Here is a 559-nt window from a genome sequence, read left to right as displayed (position 1 = left end):
GGTGGCGGCCGGGGCCGTGGTCACGCGCGACGTGCCGGCCTACGCCGTGGTGGGCGGTAACCCGGCCCGGGTGCTGCGCCAGCTCGACCCCGCCACCGGCGAGTGGGAGCGGGTAAAGTAGTTACTGATTGTCAGTTGATAGTTGCTGGTTGCTGGTTGTCAGCACCACCGTCCCTGCTTCTGGACAAACAACTACCAACGAACAACTGCCAACTAATAACGAGCAACTAACAACTCACAACGAGCAACGAACGATGCTACCAACCCTGTTCTGGCTGTTTCTGGCCGTGGTCTTCTACACCTACCTGGGCTACGGACTCATCGTCTGGCTCTGGGCCCGCCTGCGCCCGCTCAAGCGCCCCGCCCTGCCGCGTGCGTTCACCCCCCCCGTCACGCTCATCGTGCCCGCCTACAACGAGGCCGACATCCTCGAGGCCAAGCTCGCCAACTGCCTGCAGCAGGACTACCCGGCCGAGCGCCTGCAGGTGCTGGTCATCACCGACGGCAGCACCGACCACTCGGCCCGGGTGCTGGCGCGCTACCCACAGGTGCGCCACCT

General features: G+C 65.1%; 1 protein-coding gene. It reads left to right on the top strand.

Annotation, left to right across the window (positions count from 1 at the left end; translation table 11 throughout):
* Positions 1-254 precede the first annotated feature (254 nt).
* The coding region (locus EI291_RS22565) for a glycosyltransferase (protein WP_125424542.1) at positions 255-559 on the top strand (305 nt) is incomplete at its 3' end.

It is taken from the genome of Hymenobacter rigui (assembly GCF_003944715.1).
Classification (GTDB): Bacteria; Bacteroidota; Bacteroidia; order Cytophagales; family Hymenobacteraceae; genus Hymenobacter; species Hymenobacter rigui.
Note: the sequence above shows the minus strand (reverse complement) of the source record. Positions and strands in the feature narration are given on the sequence as shown.